General features: G+C 60.5%; 25 protein-coding genes, 3 tRNA genes and 1 pseudogene. 15 read left to right on the forward strand and 14 right to left on the reverse strand.

What is annotated here, in order from left to right; all coding sequences use genetic code 11:
• Positions 1–266: 266 nt before the first annotated feature.
• Both ASD32_RS27145 and ASD32_RS27150 read right to left on the reverse strand, forming a co-directional pair.
• Positions 267–340, reverse strand: a tRNA-Gly gene (locus tag ASD32_RS27145).
• 23 nt (positions 341–363) lie between these two features.
• Positions 364–448 (reverse strand) — tRNA-Tyr (locus tag ASD32_RS27150).
• Between the two features lie 218 nt (positions 449–666).
• Between ASD32_RS27150 and ASD32_RS27155 the strand changes: the two genes are divergently transcribed.
• On the forward strand, positions 667–1,548 hold the full coding sequence (locus tag ASD32_RS27155) for an RNA methyltransferase (protein WP_060641160.1): 882 nt from the start codon (positions 667–669) through the stop codon (positions 1,546–1,548).
• Between the two features lie 16 nt (positions 1,549–1,564).
• On the opposite strand, the pseudogene ASD32_RS30900 reads toward ASD32_RS27155, so the two are convergent.
• The 3 genes and pseudogenes from ASD32_RS30900 to ASD32_RS27165 all read right to left on the reverse strand — a co-directional run.
• Positions 1,565–1,831 (reverse strand): annotated as a pseudogene (locus ASD32_RS30900) (hypothetical protein); the annotation flags it as partial.
• A gap of 88 nt (positions 1,832–1,919) precedes the next feature.
• Positions 1,920–2,135 carry an alkylphosphonate utilization protein gene (locus ASD32_RS27160; protein ID WP_060641161.1) on the reverse strand — a complete coding sequence of 72 codons (216 nt, stop codon included), beginning with the start codon at positions 2,133–2,135 and terminating at the stop codon, positions 1,920–1,922.
• 153 nt (positions 2,136–2,288) lie between these two features.
• Positions 2,289–2,915 carry an FMN-dependent NADH-azoreductase gene (locus ASD32_RS27165; protein WP_060641162.1) on the reverse strand — a complete coding sequence of 209 codons (627 nt, stop codon included), beginning with the start codon at positions 2,913–2,915 and terminating at the stop codon, positions 2,289–2,291.
• A gap of 153 nt (positions 2,916–3,068) precedes the next feature.
• On the opposite strand from ASD32_RS27165, the gene ASD32_RS27170 reads away from it, so the two are divergent.
• The 4 genes from ASD32_RS27170 (at position 3,069) to ASD32_RS27185 (ending at position 6,063) form a co-directional block, all read left to right on the forward strand.
• Complete coding sequence (locus ASD32_RS27170; RefSeq protein WP_060641163.1) at positions 3,069–4,013, forward strand: LysR family transcriptional regulator; 945 nt, start codon at positions 3,069–3,071, stop codon at positions 4,011–4,013.
• 104 nt (positions 4,014–4,117) lie between these two features.
• Positions 4,118–4,193, forward strand: a tRNA-Thr gene (locus tag ASD32_RS27175).
• Between the two features lie 350 nt (positions 4,194–4,543).
• Entirely contained in the window at positions 4,544–5,317 is a 774-nt protein-coding gene (locus tag ASD32_RS27180; RefSeq protein ID WP_060641164.1) for an NAD kinase, read from the forward strand.
• Positions 5,318–5,484: 167 nt separating this feature from the next.
• Positions 5,485–6,063: a hypothetical protein gene (locus ASD32_RS27185; protein WP_244490296.1), complete on the forward strand. Its 579-nt coding sequence runs from the start codon at positions 5,485–5,487 to the stop codon at positions 6,061–6,063.
• A gap of 75 nt (positions 6,064–6,138) precedes the next feature.
• On the opposite strand, the gene prfB is transcribed toward ASD32_RS27185, so the two are convergent.
• From prfB to ASD32_RS29910, 4 genes are all read right to left on the reverse strand, one after another.
• Positions 6,139–7,270 (reverse strand): peptide chain release factor 2 gene (gene prfB / locus ASD32_RS27190; RefSeq protein WP_156383397.1). Its coding sequence is split into 2 segments (ribosomal slippage): positions 6,139–7,200 and positions 7,202–7,270, totalling 1,131 coding nucleotides; the frame shifts between segments, so codons are not numbered across the junction.
• Between the two features lie 100 nt (positions 7,271–7,370).
• Positions 7,371–9,824 carry a penicillin-binding protein 1A gene (locus tag ASD32_RS27195; protein ID WP_060641166.1) on the reverse strand — a complete coding sequence of 818 codons (2,454 nt, stop codon included), beginning with the start codon at positions 9,822–9,824 and terminating at the stop codon, positions 7,371–7,373.
• A gap of 371 nt (positions 9,825–10,195) precedes the next feature.
• Positions 10,196–11,356 carry an N-acetylmuramoyl-L-alanine amidase gene (locus ASD32_RS27200; RefSeq protein ID WP_244490303.1) on the reverse strand — a complete coding sequence of 387 codons (1,161 nt, stop codon included), beginning with the start codon at positions 11,354–11,356 and terminating at the stop codon, positions 10,196–10,198.
• Between the two features lie 316 nt (positions 11,357–11,672).
• On the reverse strand, positions 11,673–11,972 hold the full coding sequence (locus ASD32_RS29910) for a hypothetical protein (RefSeq protein ID WP_156383399.1): 300 nt from the start codon (positions 11,970–11,972) through the stop codon (positions 11,673–11,675).
• 242 nt (positions 11,973–12,214) lie between these two features.
• On the opposite strand from ASD32_RS29910, the gene ASD32_RS27205 reads away from it, so the two are divergent.
• Positions 12,215–15,115 carry a ribonuclease E/G gene (locus ASD32_RS27205; protein WP_060641167.1) on the forward strand — a complete coding sequence of 967 codons (2,901 nt, stop codon included), beginning with the start codon at positions 12,215–12,217 and terminating at the stop codon, positions 15,113–15,115.
• A 164-nt stretch (positions 15,116–15,279) separates the two neighbouring features.
• A complete protein-coding gene (locus tag ASD32_RS27210) occupies positions 15,280–15,492 on the forward strand; it encodes a hypothetical protein (RefSeq protein ID WP_060641168.1) in 213 nt (70 codons plus the stop codon).
• A gap of 142 nt (positions 15,493–15,634) precedes the next feature.
• On the opposite strand, the gene ASD32_RS27215 is transcribed toward ASD32_RS27210, so the two are convergent.
• Complete coding sequence (locus tag ASD32_RS27215) at positions 15,635–16,792, reverse strand: aminotransferase class I/II-fold pyridoxal phosphate-dependent enzyme (protein ID WP_156383400.1); 1,158 nt, start codon at positions 16,790–16,792, stop codon at positions 15,635–15,637.
• Between the two features lie 220 nt (positions 16,793–17,012).
• Between ASD32_RS27215 and ASD32_RS27220 the strand changes: the two genes are divergently transcribed.
• The 5 genes from ASD32_RS27220 (at position 17,013) to aat (ending at position 20,810) form a co-directional block, all read left to right on the forward strand.
• Positions 17,013–17,777: a DsbA family protein gene (locus ASD32_RS27220; RefSeq protein ID WP_060641169.1), complete on the forward strand. Its 765-nt coding sequence runs from the start codon at positions 17,013–17,015 to the stop codon at positions 17,775–17,777.
• Between the two features lie 123 nt (positions 17,778–17,900).
• A complete protein-coding gene (aroQ, locus tag ASD32_RS27225) occupies positions 17,901–18,347 on the forward strand; it encodes a type II 3-dehydroquinate dehydratase (RefSeq protein WP_060641170.1) in 447 nt (148 codons plus the stop codon).
• Between the two features lie 22 nt (positions 18,348–18,369).
• Positions 18,370–18,834: an acetyl-CoA carboxylase biotin carboxyl carrier protein gene (gene accB, locus ASD32_RS27230; protein WP_060641171.1), complete on the forward strand. Its 465-nt coding sequence runs from the start codon at positions 18,370–18,372 to the stop codon at positions 18,832–18,834.
• Between the two features lie 9 nt (positions 18,835–18,843).
• Positions 18,844–20,187, forward strand: coding sequence for an acetyl-CoA carboxylase biotin carboxylase subunit (gene accC, locus ASD32_RS27235; RefSeq protein WP_060641172.1), 1,344 nt, complete (start codon positions 18,844–18,846; stop codon positions 20,185–20,187).
• A gap of 8 nt (positions 20,188–20,195) precedes the next feature.
• Positions 20,196–20,810 (forward strand): leucyl/phenylalanyl-tRNA--protein transferase, encoded by a 615-nt coding sequence (gene aat, locus ASD32_RS27240; protein ID WP_060641173.1) that lies wholly within the window; start codon positions 20,196–20,198, stop codon positions 20,808–20,810.
• Positions 20,811–21,219: 409 nt separating this feature from the next.
• Here the strand turns inward: aat and ASD32_RS27245 are convergent, their stop codons facing one another.
• The 4 genes from ASD32_RS27245 to gatB form a co-directional block, all read right to left on the reverse strand.
• Positions 21,220–21,672 carry a DUF2155 domain-containing protein gene (locus tag ASD32_RS27245; protein ID WP_060641174.1) on the reverse strand — a complete coding sequence of 151 codons (453 nt, stop codon included), beginning with the start codon at positions 21,670–21,672 and terminating at the stop codon, positions 21,220–21,222.
• Positions 21,673–21,800: 128 nt separating this feature from the next.
• Positions 21,801–22,196, reverse strand: a complete 396-nt coding sequence (locus ASD32_RS27250; protein WP_060641175.1) for an NADH:ubiquinone oxidoreductase subunit NDUFA12 — start codon at positions 22,194–22,196, stop codon at positions 21,801–21,803.
• A gap of 176 nt (positions 22,197–22,372) precedes the next feature.
• The gene (locus tag ASD32_RS27255; protein WP_060641176.1) at positions 22,373–22,858 is read right to left on the reverse strand and encodes a GNAT family N-acetyltransferase; all 486 of its coding nucleotides are present in this window, start codon (positions 22,856–22,858) and stop codon (positions 22,373–22,375) included.
• 120 nt (positions 22,859–22,978) lie between these two features.
• Complete coding sequence (gene gatB, locus ASD32_RS27260; protein WP_060641177.1) at positions 22,979–24,481, reverse strand: Asp-tRNA(Asn)/Glu-tRNA(Gln) amidotransferase subunit GatB; 1,503 nt, start codon at positions 24,479–24,481, stop codon at positions 22,979–22,981.
• A 150-nt stretch (positions 24,482–24,631) separates the two neighbouring features.
• Between gatB and ASD32_RS27265 the strand changes: the two genes are divergently transcribed.
• The 3 genes from ASD32_RS27265 (at position 24,632) to ASD32_RS27275 (ending at position 26,475) form a co-directional block, all read left to right on the forward strand.
• On the forward strand, positions 24,632–24,940 hold the full coding sequence (locus ASD32_RS27265) for a DUF1294 domain-containing protein (RefSeq protein WP_060641426.1): 309 nt from the start codon (positions 24,632–24,634) through the stop codon (positions 24,938–24,940).
• A gap of 82 nt (positions 24,941–25,022) precedes the next feature.
• A complete protein-coding gene (locus ASD32_RS27270; protein ID WP_060641178.1) occupies positions 25,023–25,475 on the forward strand; it encodes an Rrf2 family transcriptional regulator in 453 nt (150 codons plus the stop codon).
• A 94-nt stretch (positions 25,476–25,569) separates the two neighbouring features.
• Positions 25,570–26,475 (forward strand): NAD(P)/FAD-dependent oxidoreductase, encoded by a 906-nt coding sequence (locus ASD32_RS27275; protein WP_060641179.1) that lies wholly within the window; start codon positions 25,570–25,572, stop codon positions 26,473–26,475.
• Positions 26,476–26,483 lie beyond the last annotated feature (8 nt).

The raw sequence follows: 26,483 nt of genomic DNA on the forward strand, positions 1-26,483 counted from the left end.
GGGGTCAAGTTTCCTGTGATCAATGAGAATGCACCATACCGGCGGCGCCGGTTTGGGGAGGCGTTTAAGGGTTTCAGGCGGAATGCGCAAGACTTAATTATTTTGCGCGCTGTCAAGCCCTTGAGGCCTTGATGATGCCTATGTAGGGACGATCCCGCACAATTCCAATGGCGCCGGCATCAAACGCGGAAGCGGACGCAAATCAACAATTTGCGGGACTTTGTTAAAGCAGCACAATAGGCGCGTGAAGGGGGGAGGCATTTTGATGGAGCGGGTAGCGGGAATCGAACCCGCGTATTCAGCTTGGAAGGCTGCTGCTCTACCATTGAGCTATACCCGCGGGTCAAGATCCGTGTGACAGAATGGTGGAGGGAGTTGGATTTGAACCAACGTAGGCTGAGCCAACGGATTTACAGTCCGTCCCCTTTAACCACTCGGGCATCCCTCCATTATTCTGTCGGGATCAAGCGACCAAGCTTTGCAGATCAAGGTGTTGTTTGCCGGGGCAAGCCGTTGCCTCAATCTGCGCCGGGTATATGACGGCCCCGTTTCATCCTGTCAACACGGCGCCTCAGAAAAAGTTGGGAAAATCGCGATAAAGATCGTGAGCCGCCGATTTCGCGAAAAACGGTTCCACGCGAACCGCATCGTCAGTATAAGACGGGCATGAGCAAAGATAATCCGGGCGACAAGAACGCCAAAGACACCCATTACGCCACTCTTCGCCGCGCCCATCGCGACGGCAAACGCGAGCGCGGCGAAATTCCAACGCCCGTGCAGGACAAGCGCAAGAGGAGTGCGGCGCCCGACTGGAAGGCACCGCAACTGGCGCCGGATCAGGTGCTGCTCTACGGCATCCACACGGTGCGCGCCGCCCTCGACAATCCCGAGCGCAAGATCACCAAGCTTTCGGTGACCCAGAACGCGCTGGTCAGGCTTGAAACCGGCCCGGTCGAAGAGCTCGGATTTCCAGTCGAGATCGTCACGCCGCAGGACCTCGACAAGATCCTCGGGCCCGACGCGATCCATCAGGGTGCGATGCTGGAAACGGTCCCCCTGCCCGTGCGCCGGCTTTCAGCGCTCAATGACAGCCCGCTGATCCTCGTCCTCGACCAGGTGACCGATCCGCACAATGTCGGCGCCATCATGCGCTCCGCCGTCGCCTTCAATGCCGGCGCGCTGATCACCACGCAGCGTCACAGCCCGACCGAATCGGGCGTCATGGCCAAATCTGCTTCCGGCGCCCTCGAAATGATCCCCTACATCCAGATCACCAATCTCGCCGACGCACTGGAAGAGCTGCACAAGCTCGGCTTCGTCTCGATCGGGCTTGATTCGGAAGGTCCGGCGCCACTGGAAGAGACGCTGTCGGGCGCAAAGATCGCGCTTGTTCTGGGAGCCGAAGGTAAAGGCTTGCGGCAGAAGACGCGCCAGACGGTCAGCGCACTGGCCCGCCTCGACATGCCCGGCGCCATCAAGTCGCTGAATGTCTCCAATGCAGCCGCGATCGCCATGTATGCCGCCCGCAGCCATTTGGCGAAAGCCTGAGCCGCTCGTTTGTCAACGGCATCAGCGCAACAGATAAGCGCGCTTCGGGGCACCCTTCCCGAAGCTTTCGCCATGTCGTGACATTGAGTTCTTTTTCGCAGCGCGCCAGATAGACGGTATCGCCAACCCGGATGCAGGCGGTCTGGCCGAGTTCGAGCTTGGAGCCGTCCCGGTTGCGGCAGGTGCAGGCGGCATCCGGCGGTGCGGCGAGAGACACAGCCGGTATCAGTCCGGCAAGGAACGAAACAACCGCCATCATCCGCCATGCCGAAGCGGTTTTCATAAACAAAGTGTAATACAAAAATGCGGAGCGTCGAGTCCCGCCCGGCACGCCGGGCTATGGGGCTTATGACGGTCAGCCGCTCCCGGAATCAGGCCTTCTTCAGGAATTCGGTGCGCAGCACCAGCCCCTTGATCTTGGCATGGCGGCAATCGACCTCGTCGGGATTGCCGGTCAGCTGGATACCCTTGATCATCGTGCCACGCTTCAGGGTCTCCGACGTGCCCTTGACCTTGAGATCCTTGATCAGGGTAACATTGTCCCCGTCATTCAGGATTGTGCCGTTGCTGTCGCGGACATCCGTCATCTGTCATTCCCATCTCTCTTTTCCGGCTTGCGCCGTGTCACCCGGGCTCTATCCGCTCGGGACAGACGTGTCCAGTCCGCGCTGAAGCGGCGGGACGCAGAAAAGCCGGGCAGCGTGTACCCGGCTTTTCATTGAAGCAAGCGAAGCGGGTGGTTACGCAGCGATATCGAAATGGCCGCGACCGGCAATGGCCTTTTCCGCTTCCGTGATGGCCGCTTCCTTGGAATCGGGGCTGATGGCCAGGCCTTCGGCGCGCACGAATTCGACATTGGTGATGCCGATGAAACCGAACACGGTGGAGAGATAGGTTTCCTGGTGGTCCATGGCGCTGATCGGCGACGCGCCGGAATAATGGCCGCCACGGGTCGAGGCGACGATGATCTTCTTGCCCTTGGCAAGGCCTTCAACGCCGGCCTCGGTGTAGCGGAACGTCGTTCCCGCAACGAGGATGCGGTCGATCCAGGTCTTCAGCTGGCTCGGAATGGCGAAATTGTACATCGGCGCACCGATGACGACGACATCGGCAGCGAGGAACTCGTTGAGCGAGGCGCGGCCGGCATCCAGTTCGGACACCAGCGTGGCATCCAGGCCCTCCGGATTGGCGGATGCCGCCATCAGGTGCGAGCCGTTGAGATGGGCGAGCGGCGCGGCGGCCAGATCGCGGTAGGTGACGCTATCACCGGGGCGCTCAGCCTTGATGCGCGCGACGATCGATGCCGTCAGGCGGCGCGAAACGGAATGGTCTCCGAGAATGCCGGAGTCGAGATGCAGAATGTTCATGGCGGGCACCTTATGGCTTGTGTGTGCTTGCGTGGCGTTTGGGTGCAACACATATGAATTTAAAACAATCGGCCGATAAGCCGCCCCTTTTTCGACAAGCCGTTTCCTGATAGAAACAATGGAACCAATACTTAATGGACATGAAGGTGTGACATGCAGGACCTGAACGATCTCGCGCTCTTTGCCGCCGTGGTGAAACACAAGGGCTTTTCCTCCGCCGCCCGTGTCCTCAACATTCCGAAATCCAAGCTCAGTAAGCATGTCGCCCGGCTGGAGCAGCAGCTCGATGTGCGCCTGCTCGAACGGTCCACCCGCAAGCTGCGGGTCACCGATATCGGCCAGGCCTTCTACGAGCGCTGCGAGACGATCCTGTCGGGCGTCGAGGCCGCCGAAGCGGTGGTCGCCGCCGCCAAGAGCGAGCCCACCGGCGTCGTGCGGCTGGCCTGCCCGATCGGTTTTGCGCCAATTGTCGGCCATATCCTGCCGGCCTTTCACCGCCGCTATCCCGGCGTGCGCCTGCTGATCACCGCGACCAACCGGCGGATCGATCTGGTCGAGGAGCGCATCGACGTTGCGCTGCGGGCGCGTGACCAGCTGGATACCGACAACAATCTGATCGTGCGCAAGCTCGGCGAGGCCCGCCAGTTTCTCGTCGCAAGCCCCGCCTTGATGGCGCGGATCGGCAATGTGACGATCGATACGCTCGGCACCCTGCCGACGCTGTCGATGAACGAACAGCATCTGACCGATACCTGGCAATTGAACCATACCGACGGAACGAAACGCGACATCGCCCATCAGCCGGTGATCGGTTGCGGCGATTTTGGCATTCTGGAGCGGGCCGCCATCGAGGGCATCGGCATCGCCCTTCTTCCCGATCATCTCTGCAACCGGGGCATCCGCACCGGGGTTTTGATGCCGGTGCTGCCGGACTGGTGCTCGAACACCACCATTGCGCACCTGGTGTTCACCTCCCGCCACGGCATGCTGCCCTCGGTCCGCGCCCTCATCGATTTTATTGCCGACCACCTGCCAAGCGCCATGTCGCGCTGCACCGAAATCGACCCGCCAGCGGCCATGCTCGAAGCCGCAGAATAACGCTCCGCGCCTATGCAGCCGCCGTCTCCACGAAAAAGCAGCCGCACAATCGCATTTTTGCTTTACACGCGATCAGAATATGGTAACTCCCTGCCGCAAGTGCTGCCCTTATAGCTCAGTTGGTAGAGCACCTGATTTGTAATCAGGGGGTCCCGGGTTCGAGTCCTGGTGGGGGCACCATTTTTCCTCGACATAATCCAGGTTTACCGGATTTTTCGCTGGCTTGCCAATTGGTGATGCCAGATGGATTTGTGGCTTCAAACGCTTTGCAATGCCATTGAGAATCAACCCGAATTGCCGCGCGAATCACGGCGCGCCGGTTATCAGCCGGCACTATTCGATCATGGTGCGTGACGTCACAGAGCACTGGCGGGTATGAGCCTCACTCTTTCCTTTCACGGCATGGGCTTTTGTGCATGATGTGTCTTTGCATCCTGTCCAGCGGCGTCTTCTGCCGGACATTAAGATGATGCATATTCGGGGCCTTTGCGCATGTAACGGTCCTTTTTCCTAAAGCAGACAGGCATTTCATGGCTCGCACGTTTAAAACCATCGCCTTTGCCGCTTCCGCAACCGACGAAGCCCAGGCGGCGGCGGAGGAGTTGATTGCGCTTTACGGCCAAGAAGATCCGGACGGTGCTGATGTGATCGTGGCGCTCGGCGGCGACGGGTTCATGTTGCAGACGCTGCACAAAACGATGAATTCCGGCAAGCTGATCTACGGCATGAACCGTGGCTCGATCGGCTTTCTGATGAACCGCTACAGCACCGAAAACCTGCACAAACGCCTGGCAGAAGCGGTCGAGAACACATTCCGGCCGCTGGAGATGCAGACGATCGACACGGACGGCAACAGTTTTAGGGCGCTGGCGATCAACGAAGTCTATCTTTTCCGCCAATCCTATCAGGCGGCAAAGCTGCGTGTGGTCGTCGATGACCGGGTGCGGCTGGAGGAACTGATCTGCGACGGGGTGCTGCTCTCCACGCCGGCCGGCTCGACGGCCTATAATCTGTCCGCGCACGGCCCGATCCTGCCGCTTGAGGCTCCGCTTCTGGCGCTAACGCCGGTCAGCCCCTTCCGGCCGAGGCGCTGGCGTGGTGCGCTGCTCCCCAATAAAGTGACCGTCGATATCGAAATTCTCGAGCCGGAAAAACGCCCGGTCAACGCGGTCGCCGATCATATCGAGGTCAAGTCCGTGGTGAAGGTTCGCATTGCCGAATCGGAAAACAAGACGGCGCACATCCTTTCGGACCCGGATTATTCCTGGTCGGACCGCATTCTTGCAGAACAGTTTTCAAACTGAAGTGCTGCGCGATCCCTCAGGCAGGGTCTTCGTTCCCCGCCGCAATGCCTTGATTTCGAATCGATTCCCGCCTGAAACTATGGCAGAGTTGTATGTGCCTTGAAGCCTGCAACGGATCGGGGCACCAGAGCATCCAGCTGTTACACGCGTTTACCGAAGGCCTCACGATGCTCCCCATTCAACGCTCCAGCGTGCTTTCGCCCCGGCAAGATAGACGGCGTGCAGCCCCGCTTTCGCTCTGCTGCCTGGCTGCCCTTGGTCTGGCGCTGCCTCTGGCAGCGGGATCGCCTGCGCGGGCAGACGAGACCGTGCTGATGCCTGCCAATATCATCTTCGTGACCAGCACCGGGTTCTGGGAGGAAAGCAGCGATCCGCTCGGCGTTCCCAATCAACAGGCAGGCACGGCGCCAAGCAGTCAGCCTGAAGCTGCGTCTGCGGCCCAGCGTGGCTATTACAAGCTGGTTGCGGTGCGCCAGCCGGAGGGTAACGCCCACATCTTCCTGCAGCAGGTGGCGCTCGATACGTCCGGTCCGAAAGTGGTTTCGTCGGCAGAGCTTGAGGAGTTTTCCGCGATGAAAGCCTATGTTACCGATATCAGGCCGGATACATCGGACGGCCTTGCCGCCCAGCCGGGACTGTTTGCCACGGTCTATCTGAAAACGGACCCGGCGGCGAGCGAACCGGAGAGTTGGACGGTGCTGATCGACGATGTCGGGGATATCAAGGTCGAGCGCGCAACCAACTGATCGGTAAAATCAAAGAAAAGCCGGGCGATGGTTTGCGCCCGGCTTTTGTGATTTTTACACGATGGAAAACCCGGCTTATGCCAGATCATCGACCACGGCATCGGCGCCGCCATTGACGCGGTGGGCGAGTGCGGCTTCCATGAACTCGTTAAGGTCGCCGTCGAGCACATCGTCGGGTGCGGTGCTGGCAACGCCGGTGCGCAGGTCCTTGACCAGCTGGTAGGGCTGCAGCACGTAGGAGCGGATCTGGTGGCCCCAGCCGATATCGCTCTTGGAGGCCGCCTCGGCATTGGCGGCGTCTTCACGCTTCTTCAGTTCGGCTTCGTAAAGACGGGCGCGCAGCATGTCCCAGGCCTTCGCCTTGTTCTTGTGCTGTGAGCGCTCCTGCTGGCACTGCACGACGATGCCGGACGGCATATGCGTGATGCGCACGGCCGAATCGGTGGTGTTGACGTGCTGGCCGCCGGCGCCCGACGACCGGTAGGTGTCGATGCGGCAATCGCTCTCGTTGATATCGATCTGGATCGAATCGTCGATGACGGGATAGACCCAGATCGACGAGAACGAGGTGTGGCGGCGCGCGTTGCTGTCGAAGGGCGAGATGCGCACCAGGCGGTGTACGCCCGATTCGGTCTTCAGCCAGCCATAGGCATTGTGTCCCTTGACCAGGAGGGTCGCCGACTTGATGCCGGCTTCTTCGCCATCGTGAACTTCGAGCAGTTCGACCTTATAGCCCTGGCGTTCCGCCCAGCGCGTGTACATGCGCAAGAGGATATTCGCCCAGTCCTGGCTCTCGGTGCCGCCGGCGCCGGAATGGACTTCGAGATAGGTGTCGTTGCTGTCGGCCTCGCCGGACAGCATCGCTTCCACCTGGCGGCGGGCGGCCTCGGTGCGCAGGACGCGCAAGGCGTCCTCGGCTTCCTTGACGATATCGGCGTCGCCCTCTTCCTCACCCAGTTCGATGAGATCGATCGCATCCTGCATCTGCTGCTCGAAAGCGCGCACGCTGGTGATGCCGTCATCGAGATGCTGGCGTTCCCGCATCAGTTTCTGCGCTTCGGCCGCATCGTTCCAGAGGTTTGGGTCCTCGGATTTATTGTTCAACCAGTCCAGCCGTCTTACCGCCTGATCCCAGTCAAAGATGCCTCCTCAGCAGGCTTATGGCCTGCTTGATTTCGTCGACAATATTCTCGATTTCGGTCCGCATGATCCTGCTTCTTGCGCTCTTTATGGAATGTGCGCCGTGAATAGCGACGCCTGCCGGTTATGTAAAGACCGGCAGGCGTCAGCAAAGGGGAAGGATGGGGTTAAAACAGTCCGCTGGAGCCACGGTTGATGGCGTCGTTTGCCTGCGGCGATGCCTTCAGGATTTCTTCCGGCGGGATATATTGATCGGCGCCACCGATGACCGAGAAGGTCTCGGCCGGGCCGGTACCGGGCTTGAAGGCCTCAATGATCGTGTCGGGATCGCCATCGGCCGCCGCCATGCCGGTCTTGCGGTTAACGGGGATGAGGCTCATGCCTTCCGGAACCACGAACTTGCTCGGGCGCGTGCCGACAATGGCTGCCTGCATGAAATCGTTGAAGACCGGTGCAGCGAGACTGCCGCCCGTGCCGCCACGGCCAAGCGGTGCCGGACTGTCGAAGCCGAGATAAAGGCCTGCCACCATGTCCGGCGTATAGCCGACGAACCAGGCATCCTTTTCGTCATTGGTCGTTCCGGTCTTGCCGGCAACCGGGCGATCAAGCTTGATCTTGCCGGCCGCAGTTCCGCGCGTGACCACGCCTTCCATCATCGACGTGATCTGGTAGGCGGTCATCGGGTCAAGCACCTGCTCGCGGTTGTCGGTGAGCACCGGCTCTTCCTGGTCTTCCCAATCGGCAGCATTGCAATTGTCGCAGGTGCGCTCTTCATGACGGAAAATCGTCTTGCCGTACCGGTCCTGGATACGGTCGATCATCGACGGCTTGATCTGCTTGCCCCCATTGGCGAGCACCGAATAGGCCGAGACCATGCGCAGCACGGTCGTTTCGCCCGAGCCGAGCGACATGGCGAGAACCGGCAGCATCTTGTCGTAGATGCCGAAACGTTCAGCATATTCGGCAACGAGGTTCATGCCCATGTCGTTGGCGAGCCGGACCGTCATCAGGTTACGGGACTTTTCGATGCCGAGCCGCAGCGTCGAGGGGCCGGCCGAACCGCCGCCATAGTTTTCCGGACGCCAGACCTGGCCGCCGGTGACGAGTTCGAACGGCGCATCGAGGATGACCGACGCGGGCGTATAGCCGTTGTCGAGCGCTGCCGCGTAGACGAAGGGCTTGAAGGACGATCCCGGTTGGCGCATGGCCTGCGTTGCCCGGTTGAATTCCGACTGGCCATAGGAGAAGCCACCGGCCATGGCCAGAACGCGGCCCGTATGCGGGTCCATGGCGACAAGGCCGCCCTGCACTTTCGGCGGCTGGCGCAGGCGAAACTCGCCGGCTGCATCGGTCGGCTCGACATAGACGACATCGCCGGGCCCAACCACACCTTCCGGCGACCTGGCCGTCTTGCGATCGCCGGTCGAGGAACGGTAGGCCCATTGCATGTTCTTGGCGCTGATACGGCCGGTGACGCGATCGGCGCCGACCTTGCCGCCTGCATCCTTGTCCGGCTGGATGCCGATATCGGCGCCATTGCCATCAACCGACAGGACAACAGCCAGTTTCCACTCGGGAACATCCGACAGCGCATTCAGCTTGCCCAACGGCTCGCCCCAGTCGCCACCGATTTCGATCGACTTCATCGGACCATGGAACCCGCGGCGCTCGTCATAGGACACCAGCGCGTTCTGCAGCGCGCGGCGCGCTTCCACCTGAATGCGCGGGTCGAGCGACGTGCGAACCGACAGGCCGCCTTCGTAGAGAGCATTGTCGCCATAGCGCTGGATAATCTGGCGGCGGACTTCCTCGGCGAAATAATCGGAGGCAAACAGATGCGAACCGCCACGGCGGACGCTGACGCCGAGCGGCTGCTTCTTGGCTTCCTCGCCATCGCTCTTGGCGACATAGCCATTCTCGACCATGCGGTCGATTACCCAGTTGCGGCGCTCGATGGCCGCTTCGGCTCTGCGGAACGGATGATAGTTTGCCGGACCCTTCGGCAATGCGGCGAGATAGGCCGTCTCGGCGATCGTCAATTCGGTCACGGATTTGTCGAAATAGGTGAGCGCTGCGCCGGCGATCCCGTAGGAATTCAGGCCGAAGAAAATCTCGTTGAGATACAGTTCGAGAATGCGGTCCTTGCTGTAGGCCTGCTCGATGCGGAAGGACAGGATCGCTTCCTTGACCTTGCGGTCGATCGTCTGGTCGGCGGACAGGAGGAAGTTCTTGGCCACCTGCTGGGTGATCGTCGAAGCGCCGACCGGACGGCGGCCGGAACCGAAATTCTGCAGGTTGACGAAGATGGCGCGGCCGAGACCCGTGATATCGACGCCGGGATGCTGGTAGAAATTCTTGTCTTCGGCCGAAATGAAGGCCGCCTTGACGCGGTCCGGAATGGCCTGGATCGGCAGATAGAGGCGGCGCTCGCGGGCATATTCGGCCATCAGCGCGCCATTGCCGGCATGCACGCGCGTCGTTACCGGCGGCGCGTAGCTGTTCAAGACCTCATAATCTGGCAGGTCCTTGGTCACATGGCCAAGATAAATGGCAGCCGCTGCGGCAACGCCGAGCACCATGAATGCGCCAATGCCGAAGAAATATCCAATCAGTCTGATCATCAGCCAGGTACCGGTATCCAGTTATCGTTTATCTATGCGGATGCACATGTTGGAGGTTGGCCTAACCCGCACCTTGTCCGAATGCAATCACGCCAGCGTATGAAACAACGAATGAACGCGCTCCGGATGACGGTCACGCTCCCGACGTTGCATGTTTACGGCTGGCGATTCTCTTGCAGATCACCTGCCGCGCAATTCAGGCTTTCCGATAGCGACCGGATTGTGAGCAAAATAGGGCTTATCGCCGATTAAACATAGGTCATCCCGTTGAAAGCCATATCGCTGTTACCCCGGCGACACAAATCACAACAGATGTTATTTGCTGATCAAATCACGGAATTCCGGTGGATCAAACCCCGCTCCACCGGGGCTCAGCCGCCATTTGCGACTGCCTCGCCGCGATAGCTGCGCAGGGCGACGGCCAGAAGGCCGGAAACCTTGGCGCGCCAAACGGGATCGACGAGGAGCTTTTCGTCTTCCTTGTTGGAGAGAAATCCGAGTTCCAGAAGGATCGACGGCACATCCGGCGCCTGCAGAACGCGGAACCCGGCATAGCGGTGGGGATTGTTGATCAGGTTGATCTGCCCCTCGAAGGACGACACGACGGAGCGGGCCAGATTGACGGAAAACGCCTGCGTTTCGCGGCGCGTCAGATCGATCAGGATATCGGCGACCTCGGCCGGTTCGCTCTTGAAGGTGACGCCGGCGATCTCGTCCGAGAGGTTTTCGCGGGCGGCAAGGTTGGCTGCCAGGTGATCGGAGGCCTTGTCGGAGATGGTATAGACGGTTGCGCCGCGAATATCGCGCTGCTTCAGCGTATCGGCATGGATGGAGATGAACAGGTTGGCGCTGTGCTGGCGGGCGACCTGGACGCGTTCCGGCAGCGAGAGAAACTCATCTTTGTCGCGCGTCAGGAACGCCTTGACGCCTTTTTCCTTGTTGAGCGTCTCGACAAGCTGGGTGGCGAAGGCAAGCGTGACGCTCTTTTCTTCCATCTTCGTCTCGCTGCCGATGGCGCCGGTATCGATACCGCCATGGCCTGCATCGACAGCAACGACAAAGGCGCCGGGTGCGGCCGGCTCCACCAGCCGGTCGGTCTTTGCGGTGGCGACAGTGCCGGTCCATTTCTGCTCTTCCATCAGGCTGGAAAACCGTTCCGCGCTCACCCGTTCCGCATCGAGCACAAGGCGAAACCCCCTGCCCTCCTCGTCCGCTTTCACATCGGCCACGGTGACCGCAACAGGCTTGGTTGCCGTCAGCACCACGCGGGCACTTCCAGGCCCCATGGCGCCGTAGCGGATCTCGGTGAACAGGCCGCGCGCCTTCAGGTCTTCCGGCTTCAGGCCAAAGGAGGTTTCCGGCAGATCAACGATGACACGGGGCGGATTGGCAAGGTAATGGACGAGAAAAATCGGCTTGCGGTCGAAATCGATGACAACGCGCGTCCGGGCATCGTCGCCGGCGATGCGGGCGTTATAGGCAAGCAAAGGTTCATCGGCTGCATGCACGGCAGGGGCTGCAGACACAAGCATGAGGCCGAGCAGGCACCGTCGTATCATCGCTGACAGGATCAAATCCGCTTTTCCTTCATTGCACACACCCGCGAGCATCCGGCACAACGTCTTCCGCGATCTGGCCGCGACGTCTCATTCCGGCACAGAGCCTGCAGCATGTGTGTTTGCCTGTACCATCCATGACGCGATATGGTTAACCAAAACTTGCTTTCCGGCATTTTCCGATGTGCGAACCACCCTCTTCCCACGCTATTACAGCGTCTCCAGGGCGCGGCCAAGCGGCACGAAAGCGACGACCCGGCAGTACACACCCCGACAAGCGAATCAATCAATATTATGGCGGTTTCGGCTTTTCCCTTGCCATTGTGACATAGAAAACATAAAAGCCTTTCAGGGAGAAAGTGTTGACGGGATAGAATCGACGACCGGCAGCCAAAGGGTTTTTTAAGCCTTGGCGCCAGAGCGTGATCGGGACGGGTAAAACCGCTTCAACGCAGATCACGTCTCGCACAAGCAGTCGCGCTTCATCCGCCGTCGCTCCACTTTGTCTTAGCATGCTGAATCGAGAAATTCCGGCGGTGGCCGGAGCGTTTATGGTGACGATCACCGCAGGCCCGTGACCGGGCACATTCATCGGGCCGTCAAGGCCTACTACATTGGCATTCTTGTTTGGTCATTAACGTTGTCCCAGCAGTATCGGTCAGAAGTAAACAGGCCCCGGAACAGACTAGTTCCGGCTGCCGTCTGGCTGTTGGACCATCTCCCCTACCTTACAGGAACATTCACATCCGGCGAAAAACCTGAGCTGCATGGAAAGTCTCCTCCGGGACGCTATTTTCCTGCCGTTTCCAGGGTGCGCCGAGGAGCACCACCTACATGGCAGAGAAAATGCTTATCGATGCGTCTCACGCTGAAGAGACGCGCGTCGTTGTCGTACGCGGAAACCGCATAGAAGAATTCGACTTCGAATCCGAACACAAGAAACAGATCCGCGGCAATATCTATCTTGCGAAAGTGACACGCGTCGAGCCGTCGCTGCAGGCCGCCTTCGTCGATTACGGCGGCAACCGGCACGGCTTCCTGGCCTTCGCCGAAATCCATCCCGACTACTACCAGATCCCGCTCGCGGATCGGCAGGCTCTGTTGCGGCAGGAAGCCGAAGAGGCGCGCCGTGACGACGACATCGAGCATGTCGAGACCGGCACGGATCTCGGTCCCGATTCGGATGAGGAAACGGTAGAAACCACCGAAGAAACCGTGGTCGAAGTGATCGAGACTGCCGAAGACGCTGTCGAGACGCTGGAACCCGCATCCACTCCGGATCTCGTTGCCGAGGCGGACGAAAAACCGAAAGCAAAGGCCAAGCGTCCGCGCCGCACGAAGAAGGCTGCAGCCGCTGAAGCTGCCACCGATACGGACGGCGACGAAGGCAATAACGGCGAAATGGCCGCCATGGTCGATACCGACAGCATTTCGGAAGACACACGCGGCGGACGCCGCAACAATGATGACGACGATGATGACGATGGTCATCATGAAGAAAAGGAAGTCATCGAATCCGTCGGCGCCGAAGATGCGATGGAAGAAGTGCCGGACCGGCAGGTCAACCGCCGTCCGCGCAAGCAGTACCGCATCCAAGAAGTCATCAAGCGCCGGCAGATCCTGCTGGTGCAGGTGGCCAAGGAAGAACGCGGCAACAAGGGTGCGGCACTCACCACGTACCTGTCGCTCGCTGGCCGCTATTCGGTCCTGATGCCGAACACGGCGCGTGGCGGCGGTATCTCCCGCAAGATCACCAACCTGCCTGACCGCAAGCGCCTGAAGGAAATTGCCCGCGCGCTCGACGTGCCGCAGGGCATGGGCGTCATCCTGCGCACCGCCGGTGCCAACCGCACCAAGGTCGAAGTCAAGCGCGACTTCGAATACCTGATGCGCCTGTGGGAAAATGTTCGCACGCTGACACTGTCCTCCACGGCCCCCTGCCTCGTTTACGAGGAAGGTTCCCTGATCAAGCGCTCGATCCGCGACCTTTACAACAAGGATATCAGCGAGATCATCGTTGCCGGCGAGGAAGGCTACAAGGAAGCCAAGGGCTTCATGAAGATGCTGATGCCGAGCCACGCAAAGGTGGTTCAGCCTTACCGCGACGTGCACCCGATCTTCTCGCGCTCGGGCATCGAAGCCCAGCTCGACCGGATGCTGGTACCGCAGGTGACGCTGAAGTCTGGCGGCTACATCATCATCAACCAGACCGAAGCGCTTGTTGCCATCGACGTCAACTCGGGCCGTTCGACCCGCGAACACTCGATCGAAGACACCGCACTCCAGACCAACCTGGAAGCTGCCGAAGAAGTCGCCCGCCAGCTGCGCCTGCGCGACCTTGCCGGTCTCGTGGTCGTCGACTTCATCGACATGGAGGAAAAGCGCAACAACCGTTCGGTTGAAAAGCGCCTCAAGGATCACCTCAAGAACGACCGCGCCCGCATCCAGGTCGGCCGCATCTCGCATTTCGGCCTGCTTGAAATGTCGCGCCAGCGTATCCGCGCCTCGGTTCTCGAATCGACGATGCAGATCTGCTCGCATTGCAACGGCACGGGCCATGTGCGCTCGCAGTCTTCTGTCGCCCTGCATGTGCTGCGCGGCGTCGAAGAATACCTGCTGAAGAACACCACGCACAACATCACCGTGCGCACGACACCGGACATCGCGCTTTACCTGCTCAACCACAAGCGCGGCACGATCATCGATTATGAAGAGCGCTTTGGCGTCCAGATCATCATCGAGGCGGACGCACATGTCGGCGCCCAGCATTTCGCCATCGATCGCGGCGAAGCCGTCGAGAACCCGGTGAAGATCGAGCAGATCATCCAGTTCGAGCCGGAAATCGATGAGGACGACGATATCGTTATCGAAGAGGATATCGAGGACGAAGAAGAGGTTGTGGCGGACGCCAAGCCGGAACGCGCTGAGCGGGCCGAGCGTAGCGAACGCGCACCTGCCGAACAGAGCGACGAACAGGGCAACCGCAAGCGCAAGCGCCGCCGGCGCCGGCGCGGTGGCCGTCCGGGTAGCGAACAGGGTGCTGAAGCCGGTGTCCGTTCCGACGATGCCTCCGATGAGGATGGCGACGAGGACGAGGCCGAGGACGTTGCAGCACAGGCTGGTGCCGACGATGCACAGGACGCGGGCCTGAGCGAAGAAGAACGCCAGAAGCGCAAGCGCCGCCGCCGTGGCAAGCGTGGCGGCCGCCGCAATCGTCCGGACGAGGCAGAGGGTGAAAACCTTGCAGCCGACGGCGAAAGCGCGGGTGAAGATGCCGCAGCCGACGCGCCAGAGACCGAGGCTGCTGCTACGGTATCCAGCGAAACCGTTGTGTCAGACATTGCTGTCGAAGCGATCACCGAAGCCCCGGTTGCTGCCGAGGAAGACGTGAAGCCGGCCAAGCCGAAGCGCAGCCGCAAGAAGGCCGTTGCCGCCGTCGAGGCGGCCCCTGCCGAGCCTGCACCTGTTGCGACCGCTGATGCGGACGCCCAGGCCGCCGTCGAAGCACAGCCGGAAGCGGTTGTTCCCGCCGAGGAACCGGCCGTCGAAGAAGCGGCTGCGGATCTCGAGGAAACCAAGCTCGACGAAACGAAGCCGGTGCGCGCCAATCGCGACATCGACACGATTGCCAGCGAGCCGGTGGTCAAGTCGTCCACCGTCAAGAAGGACGATGGCGACGCTGATCCGGCCAAGCCCAAGAAGGGTGGCTGGTGGCAGAAGCGCGGCTTCTTCTGAGCCGCTTCTGATACCTGAGACATGAAAAAACCGGCCAAGCGATTGGCCGGTTTTTTCGTTTTGCGGCCTTGTTCCATGAGGAACTGTGAAAATATCGCGACAGTTGCAGAGTGGGCGCAGCCGGACGGGATGGGCTTGTCCGGCGTGAACCAGAGGAGGCAAACATGCGGCCTTTCCTTACCGCCGCCGCGCTCGTCGCCATTCCCACGATTTCGCTTGCGACATCACAGGCCGACGGCAACAGCCGCCAGCGCTATAACGACTTTTACTACGGACGCTATGACACCGCCTTTGCACCGGTCTGTGTGACCAAGACGGTCCGCAAGACGGATGCGGATGGCAACCCGGTCGTTGAGACAATCCGGATCTGCCGCTGAGGCAGGGAATTTGGCATGCGATCAAGCCATGCGCGTCCGCCGGGCGCGCATGAAAGCGCTGCCGGTCCCGTTGCCAAGCTGATTCAAGGTTGTCACGAACTGAATCCGGAAAAACTGTTAACATCCTGAAATCGTTACAGGATCACGCGAGCCAACGGGCAATGCGGTTCATCGCCTCGGCTATGTCGTCCGGCGCGCCGGCATAGGAAAACCGCATCATGCGATGTCCTTCAAGCGGGTCGAAATCGAGCCCCGGTGTGGCCGCGACATTGATCTGCGCCAGCATCGTGCGGGCGAAATCCATGCTGTCATTGGTGAAGCGGCTGACATCGGCATAGGCATAGAAGGCGCCGTCCATCGGCGAGGCGATGGTGAAGCCGATTTCGGGCAGACGCTTGAGCAGAAGGTCGCGATTGGCGGCGTAGGATGCCTTGTAGATATCCAGCTCCGCCTCGCAGCCAAGCGCTGCCTCCGCGGCGATCTGCGACAGTTCCGGCGGCGAGATATAGAGGCTCTGGGCGATCCGCTCGAAAGCGCGGACCTGTTCTTCCGGCAGCACCATCCAGCCGATCCGCCAGCCGGTCATGCAATAATATTTCGAGAACGAATTGACGATCACGGCTTCATCGGTCACGGCAAGCGCCGTTGTCTCGTCGCCGGCAAATGTCAGCCCGTGGTAGATTTCATCCGAGATGAAGGCGATATCGTTGGCGTGGCAATAATCGGCGAGCGCCTTCAGCCCGGCCCGGCCCGTGACTGTGCCGGTCGGGTTGGCTGGGCTTGCGAGCAGAACGCCGTCAAGCCGCCTGCCCGCTTGGACAGCTGCCGCCTCCAGGCTTTGCGGCGTCAGCGTGAAACCGCTTTCGGCGTCCGTCTCGACCTCGACGACCGTCAGGCCGAGGGCTGAAAGAATGTTGCGATAGGCGGGATAGCCGGGCCGCGCAATGGCAACGCAATCGCCGGGATCAAACAGCGCGAGAAATGCCAGATTGAAACCGGCCGACGACCCCGTCGTCACGGCGACGCGCCTGGGATCGATCTCGACGCCATAGCGTGTGCGATAATGCCGGGCGATTGCGATCCTGAGGGACGCGGTTCCGAGTGCGTCGGTATAGCCGAGGCGGCCATGGTCAAGCGCCGCCCGGGCGGCCTTGAGAGCCGCCTCCGGTGCAGGATGGCTCGGCTGGCCGACCGCCATCGAGATCACCGGATAGCCGGCTTCGCGCCGCTTGGTGGCTTCGGCCAGAACGTCCATGGCATGGAAAGGCTCGACGGCGCTGCGAACGGAAAGGGGCTTCAACGGCACATCCTCGATATTTTTGACGTGACAGGCATGTGCCTGATCGCAAAGGGCTTCACAAGTGCACGAACGCCGCATTTCCGCCGATTTTGCGGTTTCGTTTGGCACCGCGCCGCCCTATGGTCGGCAAGGATATTCTGTTGTCCTTCAAACAAGCCTGTTGACGCAGCCTTAGCACTTGAACGACAGACTGCAGCAACGAAAGACAACGAGGACCATCATGGCATTCAACGCCCGCAAGATCATCGCCGCTTCGCTCATCCTTTTGACAGCGGGTGCCGCCATTTCGCCCGCATACGCGCTCGATGCCAAGCAGAAGCAGGAAATCGGCGATTTCATCAAGGAATACCTCGTCGCCAATCCGGAAATCCTGCTGGAGGCGCAAAAGGCGCTGAAGCAGAAGCAGGCCGACGAACAGTCGGCGCAGGCGCAGGCTGCCATTACCGACAATGAAAAGGCGATCTTTCAGTCGCCCTACGACGTGACGCTCGGAAACCCCAAAGGCGATGTGACCATCGTCGAGTTCTACGACTACAATTGCGGCTATTGCAAACGCGCCCTGTCGGACATGGAAACCATTCTGGAAAAGGACAAGAACGTCCGCTTCGTCCTCAAGGAACTGCCGATCCTCGGACCGGATTCGATGGCCGCCCATAAGGTCAGCACGGCATTCCGCGCAATCGCACCGGAAAAATACGGCGATTTCCACCGCGCCCTGCTCGGCGGCGAGGATCGCGCCAATGAAGAGACGGCCATGGCCGTTGCCACGGGCCTCGGCGTTCCCGAGGCCGATCTGCGCAAGAAGATGGCGGAAAATACCCAGGACGACGCCGTCAAGGAAGTCTACACGCTGGCCAACGATCTCGGCATTACCGGCACGCCGTCCTATGTGATCGGCAAGGAAGCCGTCTACGGTGCTGTCGGTGCCGAAGAAATTGAAACTAAAGTCACCAACGTCCGTACCTGCGGCAAGACTGTCTGCTAAGCTCATATTTTGGGCAAAGCTGCACGTTATGGCTTGTGGACAAATGCCGAGGGGGGCCAAAGGGCTTTTCCTTGGCAGTTCACCGGTCTATAGGTAGCGCTCGATTATCGGACCGGATCCCTTATGCCATCGACCATTTTCGTGCTGAACGGCCCCAATCTCAACGCGCTCGGTCAACGCGAGCCCGGTATTTATGGGGGCCAGACGCTGGCCGATATCGAGGCCATGTGCGTCGAGCATGGCAATACGCTCGGTCTCAACGTCGTTTGCCGCCAAAGCAACCATGAGGGCGAGCTGATCGATTGGTTCCATGAGGCAGGCAGCGTGGCGCAGGGCATCGCTATTAATGCCGGCGCGTACACGCATACATCGATCGCCTTGCACGATGCGGCCAAGGCGATCTGCATTCCGGTCGTCGAAGTGCACCTTTCCAATGTTCATGCCCGCGAAGAGTTCCGGCACAAATCGATGCTGGCACCGGCAGCCAAAGGCGTGATCTGCGGCTTTGGCGCCGACAGTTACATTCTGGCGCTCAATGCGCTAAAGACACTCACACAACACACGAAATAAAAAGAACACGAGGCTCATATCCATGGCTGACAAGAAACCCGGCATCGACCAGTCGCTGATCCGCGATCTCGCCAACATCCTGAACGAAACCGATCTCACCGAAATCGAAGTGGAACAGGACGACCTGCGTATCCGCGTTTCGCGCGCCGGCACGCCGCAATACGTGTCCGCACCGGTCCCGGTCGCGGCCCCCGTCCAGATCGCTGCCGCCGGCGTTTCTGCGGTCTCCGCTCCGGAACCAGCGAGAACCTCCAAGAACGCGCTGACCGCCCCGATGGTCGGTACCGCCTATCTGTCGCCGGCTCCCGGCTCGCGCCCCTTCGTTGAAGTCGGCGCCACCGTCAAGGAAGGCCAGACGATCCTGATCATCGAAGCCATGAAGACGATGAACCAGATCCCGGCGCCCCGCTCCGGCAAGGTAACGGAAATCCTCGTTGAAGACGGCGCACCGGTCGAGTACGGCGAAGCGCTTGTCGTCATCGAATAGGCCGCGCAGATGATTTCAAAGATCCTCATCGCCAATCGCGGCGAAATCGCCCTTCGGGTGCTGCGCGCCTGCAAGGAACTCGGCATCGCAACCGTGGCTGTCCATTCGACCGCCGACGCCAACGCAATGCATGTGCGCCTTGCCGACGAGAGTGTGTGCATCGGCCCGCCGCCGTCGCGCGACAGCTATCTGAACATCCACCAGATCGTTGCCGCCTGCGAGATCACCGGCGCCGACGCCGTGCATCCGGGCTACGGCTTCCTGTCGGAAAATGCCAAATTCGCCGATATTCTCGACGCGCATGGCATTACCTTCATTGGCCCGACCGCCGATCACATCCGCATCATGGGTGACAAGATCACGGCGAAGGAAACGGCAAAGTCGCTCGGCATTCCCGTCGTTCCCGGTTCTGCCGGCGAAGTGAAGCCTGAGAACGCATTGGAGATCGCCCGTGAAATCGGCTTCCCCGTGCTGATCAAGGCCACTGCCGGCGGCGGCGGACGCGGCATGAAGGTGGCCAAGAACGAGGAGGAACTCTCCGAGGCGGTGTCCACGGCCCGTTCCGAGGCGCTCGCCGCATTCGGCAATGATGCCGTCTATATGGAAAAATACCTCGGCAAGCCGCGCCATATCGAAGTCCAGGTCGTCGGCGACGGTGAAGGCAATGCCATTCACCTGGGCGAACGCGACTGCTCGCTGCAGCGGCGCCACCAGAAGGTCTGGGAAGAAGCCAATTCGCCGGCGCTTAATGTCGAGCAGCGGATGAAGATCGGCGAAATCTGCGCCGATGCCATGCGCAAGCTGAAATATCGCGGCGCCGGCACGATCGAATTCCTCTACGAAAACGGCGAGTTCTTCTTCATCGAGATGAACACCCGCCTGCAGGTGGAGCATCCGATCACGGAAGCCATTACCGGCATCGACCTGGTCCACGAGCAGATCCGCGTCGCATCCGGCGGTGGTCTGTCGGTGACGCAGGACGAGATCGTCTTTTCCGGCCATGCCATTGAGTGCCGCATCAATGCCGAGGATCCGCGCACCTTCGTGCCGTCTCCCGGCACGATCACGCATTTCCATGCGCCTGGCGGTCTTGGCGTTCGCGTCGATTCGGGCGTCTATCAGGGCTACAAGATTCCGCCCTATTACGACAGCCTGATCGGCAAGCTGATCGTGCACGGGCGCACCCGCGTCGAATGCATGATGCGCCTGCGCCGCGTGTTGGACGAATTCGTCATTGACGGTATCAAGACGACCTTGCCTCTGTTCCAGGACCTGATCAACAATCAGGACATTGCCAACGGCGACTACGACATCCATTGGCTGGAAAACTATCTGGCCCAGACGGCCGAATGAGGTTTTAAATGAAAGGGACCCGCAGCAGGCAACCGGACATTACCCCGGATTTGCTGTTGCGGGCCTATTCCATCGGCCTGTTTCCGATGGCAGACAGCGCTGACGATCCCGAACTGTTCTGGGTCGAGCCCGAACTGCGCGGCATCATCCCGCTCGACGATTTCCACATTTCCAAAAGCCTTGCCAAGACGATCCGGCGTGCGCCCTTCGAGATCCGCTACGACACGGCTTTCGAACAGGTGATGGACGGATGCGCCGCCCCTGCCCCCGACCGCCCGACCACCTGGATCAACGCCAAGATCCGCTCGCTCTATGCGACGCTGCACAGCATGGGGCACGCTCATTGCGTCGAGGCCTGGGAGGATGGCGAACTGGTCGGCGGCCTCTACGGCGTCTCGCTCGGCTCGGCCTTCTTCGGCGAAAGCATGTTTTCGCGCCGCACGGATGCCTCGAAGATCTGCCTCGTGCATCTGGTCCAGAGGCTACGCAAACAGGGTTTTGTCCTGCTCGATACCCAGTTCACCACCGAACACCTGAAGAACTTTGGCGCCATCGACGTGCCAAAAGCGCGCTATGAGAAAATGCTGGCGCGGGCGATTGCAACGCCGCATCTGAAGTTCTGAATGCCGCTCGGCTGGCGTCGCTTATTGCCCTTTGCATACCCCGGCAATAGCCCCTCATCCGCCCTGTCGGGCACCTTCTCCCCGTTTTGACGGGGAGAAGGAACCAGCGGCAAACTCCGTCCGTCCCCTCTCCCCGCAGGCGGGGAGAGGGTTAGGGTGAGGGGCAACCCAGCCCAAAAATATTTCCGAACTTTACCGCAGCATGGATGCCGCCATCCCAGGCGACATTGACGAAACCGATCAACTGTCCGTCATCATAGGCGCCGACAGGGGCAAGGCTGCGCGACAGGACAGTGGCAAACCACGGGGCTCAGCCTCGCGCTAGGCGGCGACCGAAAGCGCATTCATTTGGTCGTCATTGGGAAACGGATCAGTGCGGATTTCGATGATCAACGCGATCCTCGAAACATTACTGCTTGGCAGCGGAATCCGGCGGTGGCAGGTCGGATTTTGCCTTGCAGCTGTTCAGCCAGACGTCATAGACCGGATGTTCCACGGCATTCAGGCCGGGACTGTCGGCAAACATCCAGCCGGTGAAGATGCGGCGGATCTTGCGGTCGAGCGTGATCTCGTCGACCTCGACGAAAGTGTCGGTCTTGGGCGCTTCGGTATCGTCGCGGCTGTAACAGACGCGCGGTGTCACCTGGAGAGCGCCGAACTGCACGGTTTCGCCGATATAGACGTCGAAGGTGGTGATGCGGCCGGTGATCTTGTCGATCCCGGAAAAGACGGCAACGGGATTGGTGATCCGCGCTGCGTCAGCGGCCGTCGTCATCGACAGGAGAGCGGTGCCGGCAATCGCGAACAGCGAGGCTGCCGCAGACATCCGGCGCTTGAGAAGTCGCTGACTTGAAATGACCATTCTAACGCCCGTCTCCCGCGCAATCCCCGGCCAGAGTGCCGGGTCTCAGGCGCTAAACATCAAATGTGGCCGAGGCATGATGCCTGCGGTGCAATCAACAATCACAAAGACCTGTTTGCAAATCCCGTTCAGGAGCGTGGCGTCCAGGCATCATAGTCGCCGGTGACGCGCGGACGTTCGCCCGTGGCGTTGATCGAGCCCGGCGGCCGGTAGGCCTGGGCGGAGCCGGTGCCGTTCGGCTGGTGCGGCTTTTGCCATTCGCGTGCCGTGTAGCTTTCATCGGCCGGCGAAACGTCGGTGCGGTGGTGCATCCAGCCGTGCCAGCCGGGCGGAATGGCCGATGCGTCGGCATAGCCGTTATAGATCACCCAGCGGCGGGTACGGCCTTCGGAATCCGTGCCGCCCTGATAATAGACATTGCCGGCGGCATCCTCGCCGACCCTTTTGCCGAAGCGCCAGGTGTGAAAGCGGGTGCCGAGCGTCTGTCCATTCCACCAGGTAAAAATCTGCAGCAGAGACTTCATGATGTCCGTCCTTGACCGCGCCAAACAAACGCGCGGGATATCCGAGAGTACTGCCCCGCTTATGCCGCGCAGCCTGCCGCTTGTCCAGTGATTCCGTTGCAGCGCCGTTATTTCAACCGAATCCTGAAGCCGGAATGAGAGGGCCCGAACCCACCCGCTCACAGGACCATTGGGCGTCAGTCCAGCGGTTTTTCCATGGCGATTGTGGGAATACCCCATGTGCCGGCGCCCGCCCCTGCCCTGACAAAGCCATGCGCCTCGTAAAAGCCGATGGCTTTCGCGTTGTTTTCCTCGACCTCGACCCGCATCGTTCCCGCATAAGGAAAACAGGTTTCCAGTTCAGCGAAGATATCGCGGGCAATGCCCTGCCGTTGAAATTGCGGCAGGACATAGAGCTGATGCAGGACGGCCGTTTCATGCAGGCTTTCCGACATCGAGGCAAAGCCCATGCCGCCGATCACCTTGCCATCGTCGGCCACGAGGAATTCGCCGTTCTTGCGCTGCAAATTGGCCTTCAGCGCCGCTACTGAATGCCACTTGGCCGTCATCTCGTCGATCTTTGCGGCACCGTACTGCGCATTATAGGCCGCATGCGCGGTCTCACCCAGAAGAGCCGAGACTTTCGCCAGATCGCGCTCGGTGGCTGTGCGCACGAAAAACATATTTTAGGCCTTTCAATCGCAATTCCGGACGGAAAACCATTTCACACTTTTTCTGGAATTGCTCGGTGGTCTCATTGCAATTCCGGACGGAAAACCGTTTCACACGTTTCCCGGAATTGCTTACTCCTCGATGCCAAGCTTGGCCTTGACCAGCGCCTGCACGGCCTGCGGATTGGCCTTGCCGCCGGTCGATTTCATCACCTGGCCGACGAACCAGCCGGCGAGCGAGGGCTTGGCCTGAACCTTGGCGACCTGGTCCGGATTGGCGGCGATGATCTCATCGACGGCCTTTTCGATGGCGCCCGTATCCGTCACCTGCTTCATGCCGCGGCTCTCGACCAGTTCGGCCGGGTCGCCGCCTTCGGTCCAGACGATTTCAAACAGGTCCTTGGCGATCTTGCCGGAGATCACTTCCGATTTGATCAGGTCGAGAATGGCGCCGAGCTGGGCTGGGGAAATCGGAGTCTCTTCAATGGCTTTGCTGGCTTTGTTCAAGGCACCCAGCAGGTCGTTGATCACCCAGTTGGCGGCAATCTTACCGTCGCGTCCAGCGGCCACGGCCTCGAAATAATCGGCGATCGCCTTTTCCGACACGAGCACGGAGGCGTCATAGACCGACAGGCCGAGATCGCGCACAAAGCGCTCCTTCTTGTCGTCGGGCAGTTCCGGCAGATGTGCCTTCAGTTCCTCGACGAAGGCATCGTCGAATTCGAGCGGCAGAAGGTCCGGATCAGGAAAATAGCGATAGTCATGCGCATCTTCCTTGGAGCGCATCGAGCGGGTCTCGCCCTTGTTCGGGTCAAACAGCCGGGTTTCCTGGTCGATCGAGCCGCCATCCTCCAGAATGCCGATCTGGCGGCGGGCCTCATATTCGATCGCCTGGCCGATGAAGCGGATGGAATTGACATTCTTGATTTCGCAGCGCGTGCCGAAATCCTCGCCCGGACGGCGCACGGAGACGTTGACGTCGGCGCGCAGCGAACCTTCGTCCATGTTGCCGTCGCAGGTGCCGAGATAGCGCACGATCGAGCGCAGCTTGGTCACATAGGCCTTGGCTTCATCGGAGGAGCGCATGTCGGGCTTGGAGACGATTTCCATCAGCGCCACGCCGGACCGGTTCAGATCGACATAGGACATGGTCGGGCTCTGGTCGTGCATCGACTTGCCCGCATCCTGTTCCAGATGCAGCCGCTCGATGCCGATTTCGATATCCTCGAACTGGCCCTGGCGGTCCGGGCCGACGGAGATGACGATCTTGCCTTCGCCGACGATCGGATCCTTGAACTGGGAAATCTGGTAGCCCTGCGGCAAATCCGGATAGAAATAGTTCTTGCGGTCGAAGATCGAGCGGTTGTTGATCTGCGCCTTGAGGCCCAGACCGGTGCGCACCGCCTGCTTGACGCATTCCTCGTTGATGACGGGAAGCATGCCGGGCATGGCCGCGTCCACAAGCGAAACATTGGAGTTCGGCGCATTGCCGAATGTCGTGGACGCACCCGAAAACAGCTTCGAATTGCTGGTCACCTGAGCATGGACTTCCAGGCCAATAATGACTTCCCAGTCGCCAGTGGCGCCGGGAATATAGCGTTTCGGTTCTGAGATGCGGACGTCGACCAGGGTCATGGAATGCTCTTCTGTAAGCTTCAATTCGTGTGTCTCTGGGTAGAACAATTGGCTATGGCGTGCAAGGCTTGTCGCACCTTGCAGGGCGGTTTGGTGCGCAAGAACCGGGCGTTTGCGATCTGTTCAATTTTTTGCGGCACTCTGTCTGCCATGACCATCTGCCTTGCGCTCATCTGCCTGCTCTTTGCCGTCAACATCGTGACGTTCTGCGTCTTCTGGTGGGACAAGGCGGCGGCGCGCCGTGGCGCATGGCGTGTTCCCGAACACAAGCTTTTGAGCCTTGCCCTCTTCGGCGGCAGTCTCGGCGCGTTCGCCGCCCAGCGGCTGTTGCGCCACAAGAGCCGCAAGGAACCTTTTCGCACCCGTTTGACGGCAATCCTCATCCTGCATGCGGCCGTTGCCTCCGTCGGGCTTCTGGCCCTGCCATGGGTGCTTGCCGGGCACGTTTTCCAATCCTGAGACATGACTGACCTTCACGGACGCCTCGCCCCATGACCGCCGCCGCTTGACTTTCGCGACGATTCGTAACTATTATTATTACATGAAAAGAAATAGCCGTCTTTCCGCAGTGCTGCACGCGCTGCTTCACATGGCAGAACGCGGCCGTCCGATGACCTCGGACGAGCTTGCGCTTTGCCTCCATACAAACCCCGTCGTGGTCAGGCGCACCATGGCCGGGCTGCGCGAGGCGGGCCTCGTCACCTCCGGCCGTGGCCATGGCGGCGGATGGACGCTTGGCCGCCCGCTCGAGGACGTCACCATGCGCGACATCTACACGGCGCTCGGCGAACCCATGCTGTTCCAGATGGGCAATGTCAGCGAAAGCCCCGGCTGCCTGGTCGAGCAGGCGGTCAACCATGCGCTCGACGATGCCTTTCGCGATGCCGAAGCCATGCTGATCGCCCGTCTTGGCGAGGTGACGCTCGCAACGCTTGCCGATGATTTCAAACGGCGCTTTGCCGAACACAGGGCCGCGCTGAAACAGCCCGGCTGAAACACGGCCCGGCTGATCGTCATATCAACACAGATGTCCACCGAACCGGAATCCCACGATGTTTCCGGCGGGCGGAGCTATGAAAGGAAAGACCATGCAACAGGATGCAGTCATCATCGGCGGCGGCTTTGCCGGATTGTCGGCCGCCTATATTCTCGCTAGGGCCCGGCGGCACGTGACGATCATCGACAGCGGCACGCCGCGCAACCGGTTTGCCGCCCATTCCCACGGCGTGCTGGCGCTCGACGGCAAATCTGGGCTGGAAATCCTCGCCGATGCGCGCGCTCAGCTTGCCGCCTATCCGACGGTGACCTTCCTCAACGGAGAAGCTCACGCTGCGCAAGGCACGATCGATGATTTCCATGTCGATGTTGCCGGACATGAGCCGATCACCACGCGGCGCCTGCTTCTGTCCGGTGGTATCGAAGACCGCCTGCCCGATATTCCCGGCCTCACCGAGCGCTGGGGCAAGACGGTTCTGCATTGCCCCTATTGCCACGGCTACGAAATCGGCGGCGGTCCGATCGGCGTTCTTTCGACACAACCGATGTCGGCGCATCAGGCGGCCGTCGTTGCCGACTGGGGCGATGTGACCCTCTTCACCAACGGCATGCCGGAGCCGGACGAAGAAACGCTTGCGCTGCTTGAACGGCGCAAGGTCAGCCTCCAGCCCGGAACGGTCGATGTTATCGAGGCCGGCACCTGCGACAGGCTGCGGGTGCGGCTAAAAAACGGCCGCACCTTCGACGTCAAGGCGCTTTTCGTTGCCGCCGATCTGCACAGGCGCGGCACGATCGCCGAAAGCCTCGGCTGCACCCTCACCGAAACGCCCGCCGGCATGATAATAGCGACCGACACCGTCAAGGCGACCAGCGTCGCCGGGGTCTATGCAGCCGGCGACAATGCCCGCGCCTTCGGCAATATCACCCTGGTTTCGGCCGACGGGGTCATGGCCGGCCTCGGCATGCACCAGTCGCTGATGTTTTCAGGCCATTCTTGACGGGGCCG

Origin of the sequence: Rhizobium sp. Root483D2 (assembly GCF_001426685.1) — a bacterium.
Lineage (GTDB): Bacteria > Pseudomonadota > Alphaproteobacteria > Rhizobiales > Rhizobiaceae > Pararhizobium > Pararhizobium qamdonense.

Excerpts from the sequence above, each read along its gene's own strand:
- ASD32_RS27155 (WP_060641160.1), top strand. The coding sequence starts at position 667 with ATGAGCAAAGATAATCCGGGCGACAAGAACGCCAAAGACACCCATTAC.
- ASD32_RS27160 (WP_060641161.1), bottom strand. The coding sequence starts at position 2,135 with ATGACGGATGTCCGCGACAGCAACGGCACAATCCTGAATGACGGGGAC.
- ASD32_RS27165 (WP_060641162.1), bottom strand. The coding sequence starts at position 2,915 with ATGAACATTCTGCATCTCGACTCCGGCATTCTCGGAGACCATTCCGTT.
- ASD32_RS27170 (WP_060641163.1), top strand. The coding sequence starts at position 3,069 with ATGCAGGACCTGAACGATCTCGCGCTCTTTGCCGCCGTGGTGAAACAC.
- ASD32_RS27180 (WP_060641164.1), top strand. The coding sequence starts at position 4,544 with ATGGCTCGCACGTTTAAAACCATCGCCTTTGCCGCTTCCGCAACCGAC.
- ASD32_RS27185 (WP_244490296.1), top strand. The coding sequence starts at position 5,485 with ATGCTCCCCATTCAACGCTCCAGCGTGCTTTCGCCCCGGCAAGATAGA.
- ASD32_RS27195 (WP_060641166.1), bottom strand. The coding sequence starts at position 9,824 with ATGATCAGACTGATTGGATATTTCTTCGGCATTGGCGCATTCATGGTG.
- ASD32_RS27200 (WP_244490303.1), bottom strand. The coding sequence starts at position 11,356 with ATGCTTGTGTCTGCAGCCCCTGCCGTGCATGCAGCCGATGAACCTTTG.
- ASD32_RS29910 (WP_156383399.1), bottom strand. The coding sequence starts at position 11,972 with ATGAATGTGCCCGGTCACGGGCCTGCGGTGATCGTCACCATAAACGCT.
- ASD32_RS27205 (WP_060641167.1), top strand. The coding sequence starts at position 12,215 with ATGGCAGAGAAAATGCTTATCGATGCGTCTCACGCTGAAGAGACGCGC.
- ASD32_RS27210 (WP_060641168.1), top strand. The coding sequence starts at position 15,280 with ATGCGGCCTTTCCTTACCGCCGCCGCGCTCGTCGCCATTCCCACGATT.
- ASD32_RS27220 (WP_060641169.1), top strand. The coding sequence starts at position 17,013 with ATGGCATTCAACGCCCGCAAGATCATCGCCGCTTCGCTCATCCTTTTG.
- aroQ (WP_060641170.1), top strand. The coding sequence starts at position 17,901 with ATGCCATCGACCATTTTCGTGCTGAACGGCCCCAATCTCAACGCGCTC.
- accB (WP_060641171.1), top strand. The coding sequence starts at position 18,370 with ATGGCTGACAAGAAACCCGGCATCGACCAGTCGCTGATCCGCGATCTC.
- accC (WP_060641172.1), top strand. The coding sequence starts at position 18,844 with ATGATTTCAAAGATCCTCATCGCCAATCGCGGCGAAATCGCCCTTCGG.
- aat (WP_060641173.1), top strand. The coding sequence starts at position 20,196 with ATGAAAGGGACCCGCAGCAGGCAACCGGACATTACCCCGGATTTGCTG.
- ASD32_RS27245 (WP_060641174.1), bottom strand. The coding sequence starts at position 21,672 with ATGGTCATTTCAAGTCAGCGACTTCTCAAGCGCCGGATGTCTGCGGCA.
- ASD32_RS27250 (WP_060641175.1), bottom strand. The coding sequence starts at position 22,196 with ATGAAGTCTCTGCTGCAGATTTTTACCTGGTGGAATGGACAGACGCTC.
- ASD32_RS27255 (WP_060641176.1), bottom strand. The coding sequence starts at position 22,858 with ATGTTTTTCGTGCGCACAGCCACCGAGCGCGATCTGGCGAAAGTCTCG.
- gatB (WP_060641177.1), bottom strand. The coding sequence starts at position 24,481 with ATGACCCTGGTCGACGTCCGCATCTCAGAACCGAAACGCTATATTCCC.
- ASD32_RS27265 (WP_060641426.1), top strand. The coding sequence starts at position 24,632 with ATGACCATCTGCCTTGCGCTCATCTGCCTGCTCTTTGCCGTCAACATC.
- ASD32_RS27270 (WP_060641178.1), top strand. The coding sequence starts at position 25,023 with ATGAAAAGAAATAGCCGTCTTTCCGCAGTGCTGCACGCGCTGCTTCAC.
- ASD32_RS27275 (WP_060641179.1), top strand. The coding sequence starts at position 25,570 with ATGCAACAGGATGCAGTCATCATCGGCGGCGGCTTTGCCGGATTGTCG.